Raw genomic sequence first — 5,011 nt, 5'->3', positions numbered from 1 at the left:
GCATGGATTTCGTCTGTTCCTGAATGTATTTCACCGTCTTTCTCTTAAACTCCTCATTAAATCGTTGCCGCTGTTCACCCATGTGAACACCTCCTAATTTAAACTCTATTATTAAGGTTCTTTTATAAGGTGTCCACTTTTAATTCTAGTTGCACTTTTCCAGCTAAATCCGATCAAAAAGCCAAGAGCGGTATATTAACAGGATATTTTCCCGTTAATGAGGTAGACTCCGACGGTGGGAGTTTATATCTACAATTATGGATTCATCTCAGCATAATTAGCCTTTTCATTCTTTTGGAATTGTAGCATTATGATTCTTCCATACCAACTTCAATTGAAAAGACCTCTATACCTAATCTATTCGTGATTATAAATTTATTTTCTTCCCACTTGGATTTTTTAAAGTAATCTCTGCGATCTAAATAATCCGGTTTGCCGGTCAACCACTCCACCCTGGTCTGACCTGAAATCCCATTTTCTAATTCCACACACCATGCCTCACCAGATGTTTTATTCAGGCATCTAAACACATCCGCTTTATATCTTCCTACTTTCGACTTTTTGGATAAGGTTTTCATTTTTTTCTTTAGTGAGAACTCCATTTCCCTCACTTGTTTAATGGTATCTTTTATAGCACTTCTTTTTTCTTCATCTTCACCAAGTATGTTGGTTATATCAACCAATACCTCTTCAATAATATCCAAAATGAAATTTTCATCTTCTGGGTTTAAAGCCTCTAAAGCCTTTATTTGTTCTTCTTCAAGATAGTATGACGAAACATTAAACGCTTTATAATTATTGTATTTCTTGGCATTTTCTCTTCTATTCCTTGTAGCTAAAATAGTTAACTGTCTGTTCCCATCTAATTCGATTTCAGGAAATAACTCCACAAATAATTCAGTTACATGATGCGACTTCCACCTTATCGGGAATGCTTGATTCGCCTTTTCATATTTAGAATCTCCTTCTAAGATAATCTTTTTCAATTTCACAATAAAACCTCCTACAACTGATTAGAGCATCCCACTATGTATTTCAGTGTATCAATACCAAGGTGCAGTCCATTCAACTATTCCAATGTCGGTACTCCTAAATACGTTATTCTCGGCATTTCAGTTAATGGATTAAAATAAAGATAAATTTCCTGATGGTCACCACGTATTTTTGAATCAGGTAAATTACTGAACACTGTGATATGGTAATAACCATTTTCAAGATGAATCACTTGTTCATCCGGTAAATCCGCTGTCCATTCCATTAAATCGTACAAATCTCTAATACGTACTTCATTATCTTGTACTTCGTTTTATATCCTGTTCCCCATTCCCCATAATCAATCTGTTCAATGTGATGACTATTTCAAATAATCTGTTGTTCTCTTAATAATTCGTACCACTCATCTTTACCAATAATCTCAAGATAACGTTCTCCGAAAACATAATTCTCCAAAAAGTCATTCCATCCTTCATATGATTTAATTTTTGAATCTTCAAATAAACAATAAATCACTCCACTTTTTTTGTTTATAAATAATGGATACGGATCAATCTTTCCAATACAAATCCATTCTTCAAATCCACCTGGCATTTCAGCGACAGGAAACTGAAAATCACCTAATTCACTTTTTCCAAAAATAACAATGCTTCCACATCTCATAGATCCATACTCTCTAAAAAAATTATGATAATCTTGTAACTGACCATCCTTGATATTAAGTTCAGCTTCAGTAATTATTCTCTCTTGAATTTCTCCTATCACAAGATTAAAAGGATTTTCCTCAAGGGCATTTTTCATCAAAGCTATCTTCTCTTGAATTGTTTTTTTCATATTCATTCCCTCTCAATTATTATTTATTATCCTGGATCGAAGGCTTTGTCCGTTTTACCCGAGTTCATTATATCATTGCGCCAAGGCCGGCCCATTATAGCCTTCATTTGTTTTCTGGACATTCTCGCCCACGATACCGCCGCTGTTACTGCTTCCCACCCCCGTATCGACCATGGATTTCTGCATCCCCCGGACTCAGTTGAAAAATAAAAAAAGAACCTGAGGCTTTCACCTCAAGTTCTCCTCTTAGCTCACCGTCCGCGGCCGCTCCAAACGGCTCAGCCCCGGAATATGCAGGGTCGACCACTGCGGCAGGTAATGATCGACTTTCGCCACCGCTACGGTCATATCGTCCTGGATCGTATTTTTCTGGTAGCGGATGACGGCTTCCAGCAATCCGTCGGCGATATCCTGCGGATCCTCGGACCGGATTTCCTGAATCAGCCGCTTGATCCACAATTCCTTATTCACCGCGTACCCCGGTGCGTCATACACGCCGTCGGTCATCATAATCAGTGTATCGCCGGGATAGAGCTGCACGGTCACTAGATCCACCTCAATATCCTGGATGATGCCGATCGGCAAATTGCTGGCCGTGATCGGGATCACCTCGTTTCCGCGTTTAATGAAGCTTGGGGAGGAACCGATTTTCAAAAAGGTGGTCCGTGCCGAATACTCATCGATTAACGCCATATCCACCGTAGCGTACACTTCATCCGGGGAACGCAGCATCAATACGGAATTGACGGATTTAATCGCCAGCGTCTCATCCATCCCCGATTGAAGCAATTGTTCCAGAATGCTGAGGGCGGTGCTGCTTTCCAGCCGGGCACGCTCGCCGTTGCCCATCCCGTCGCTCAGCGCTACGGCGTATGTCCCGTTCCCCAGTTCCCTTGCGCTAAAACTGTCCCCGGACAGCAGGTCCCCTCCTTTGGCTGCGCCGGCCACCCCGGTCGTAATTTCATAGGTCTTCGCCGAACCGAATGTCACCGTTGCCAGACCGTCCCGCCGATCCGACATCACCTCCCCGACCACCGCGATATGTTCGCCCAAAATATCCGACAGCAGCGGGGCGATAATTTTTCGGCACTCGTCATAACCGCGGGTATAGGCATGGACGATTTCAATCTCCACGTTGCCGTGATCCAGGTTGACGATATCGATGTTATGAATGGACAGGCCCATTTTTTCAAGAGCCTCCCGGATCTGTTCCTCTTGCTTGTACAAGGCTTGTCCTTCCCGCTGGATTTCCCGGGCCAGGTCCTCCATCACCTGGGACACGCCGGAAAGCTGCTCCGCAACCAGCAACCGGCTGTCGTATATTTGGCGTTTCCAGTGCATATCATGTTGATAAAGGTTGTATTCCCGCTTCATCAGCGCAAGCACCTGATCGGTTTTGATGCAGATCTTATCCCATTTGGGGGGAAGCTCATCCTTGGTGATCTCGGGGGTTTCTTCGACAGCCGTCATCATTTCGGTCATATACTTGTAGGTTTGATAGAACTTGCCGTCCCAGCAGGCATTTCGGCGAAAACAAGTTGCGCAGGCTCCTTCGGTAACCGCATTCATAAAGTGATCGACCTCTTCACTGCGCTTGGCGATTTCCCCCGAGCTCGCGATTTGACCGAAGCTTCGCGACAGCTGCTTGAACACTTCGGAAAACTGGGCGACCCGGCCGGCCGTTATTTCCCGCATTCTTTTGGCGTACTCATGTTGGGTGTTCGTATGATCCTGCGTACCGGGGATATATTTGGCGATTGCGCTAATCACGCTTCTCGGGGTCAGCAGAAACAGCAGGACCGCCGCACAGCTTTCCCATGTGGAGGACATGACTTCGGCCGGGACCGCCAAATAGATGGACAGGATGGAGGAACCCAGCAGCATGCCAAAGCCTACCGCCCATCTGCGCCCCTCCCGCATCATCCCCGCCAACATGCCCGAAAAGGCGAGCAAACTCATCTGGTACAGGGCCGAGGTGTCGGCCAGACTGAGAATCAGACCCGTTACGACCCCTACCGATGCGCCGAGCGCGGCGCCGCCGACCAGTGCAAACAGAAGGATCAAATACCTTGTCAGAATATGCTCGATCGACAGTCCGCCGATCTCCCAACCCACCGTACCGGTCATGATCGAGGCGAGCAAGATGACCAGGCAGACGATTTCTTCCGTGCGCAGTTGGTAATTTCTTTTCCGATACGTAAATACGGGGACCGCCTGAATGAATACCAAGGTGAGCACAAAACTGAGAATCGCATCCATGACAGTCACGACCAGAGCATACCAGGTAAGGGAAGGTCCGATGACGGCCGTAAACAACAGCGCGAAAAAGGTGCTCGTAAACACCATCAACGGGGCGTAAGACAGCTCGGCCCGTTCAAAGGACTCCATGCCTTTATGGATGAGGTAAAAGATGAGAAGTTCCGCCGCGATCACGGCAGCGTGATGTCCGGATACAAACAGGGCTCCGGCAATCATAAGCGCTCCCGTCACCACGGCGATGTCCCGCCGCATAAACATCATCACCGCAAAAAACGCCGCGGCAAAAGGAGCCAGCTCGTCCAAGATCGTCGCTTTGCCGAGCAGGAAGCTCATCAGCAGGAGCAAACCGGTCCATTTATTGGCCGCAAACAATCGGCTGCAGGCCGCAACGAACGGGATCTGCTTCCAACCGTCCCAAGAAACCTCCCCTGCTTGTCCTTTTGCCTTCTTCATCCCTGGAAATGGGATCACGTTCCACTTCTCCATCGCCTGGCACCGCCTTTTCCAATTTTGTAAGGTATGTCCCATTATAGGAGGCGGCAAGCGGAAAGTTTGTCATATACCGGAATCTGGGGCAAAGAATTTTCCGACAAATTGAGAGCGGTTCCCGAATCTCTGCGAACCCAGGCCGCCCAAGCGAATGAGCGCGTCAAGGGGATTTTGTGTTCGCATAAAAGGTTACAAGAGGGGTAACCAATATCTGTTAATTTTATCCGAGAAGATCGTGGATTGCGTTGTAACCTGTCGGTTAAACAGGACAGACGACAAAAATAGAATCCGGCGGAGGGATTCCTCGAAAAAATCATAACCACCCGTCCAACGGGTGGTTTGCTCTTGGGGTATAACCCCCTGTTGCCAAACTGCGCCTAAAGACGCTAGCCTGACAATAAAATTGTTCAGGCTCAGTGTTTTTGTCACTTTCACT

Annotated in this window: 4 protein-coding genes; all 4 read right to left on the bottom strand. The window is 46.3% G+C overall.

Annotated features, from left to right (window positions below):
* Positions 1-308 precede the first annotated feature (308 nt).
* Positions 309-992 (bottom strand): hypothetical protein, encoded by a 684-nt coding sequence (locus LBW89_RS27160; protein WP_225040916.1) that lies wholly within the window; start codon positions 990-992, stop codon positions 309-311.
* Positions 993-1,359: 367 nt separating this feature from the next.
* Positions 1,360-1,827, bottom strand: coding sequence for a hypothetical protein (locus LBW89_RS27155; RefSeq protein ID WP_225040915.1), 468 nt, complete (start codon positions 1,825-1,827; stop codon positions 1,360-1,362).
* 246 nt (positions 1,828-2,073) lie between these two features.
* On the bottom strand, positions 2,074-4,572 hold the full coding sequence (spoIIE, locus tag LBW89_RS27150; RefSeq protein WP_225040914.1) for a stage II sporulation protein E: 2,499 nt from the start codon (positions 4,570-4,572) through the stop codon (positions 2,074-2,076).
* A 192-nt stretch (positions 4,573-4,764) separates the two neighbouring features.
* Positions 4,765-5,011: hypothetical protein (locus LBW89_RS27145; protein ID WP_225040913.1), on the bottom strand; the 247-nt coding region annotated here is incomplete at its 5' end.

Source organism: Paenibacillus sp. alder61 (assembly GCF_020179875.1).
Classification (GTDB): domain Bacteria; phylum Bacillota; class Bacilli; order Paenibacillales; family Paenibacillaceae; genus Fontibacillus; species Fontibacillus faecis.
The sequence above is the reverse complement of the archived record's forward strand: the minus strand, read 5'-3'. Positions and strand labels throughout refer to the sequence as shown.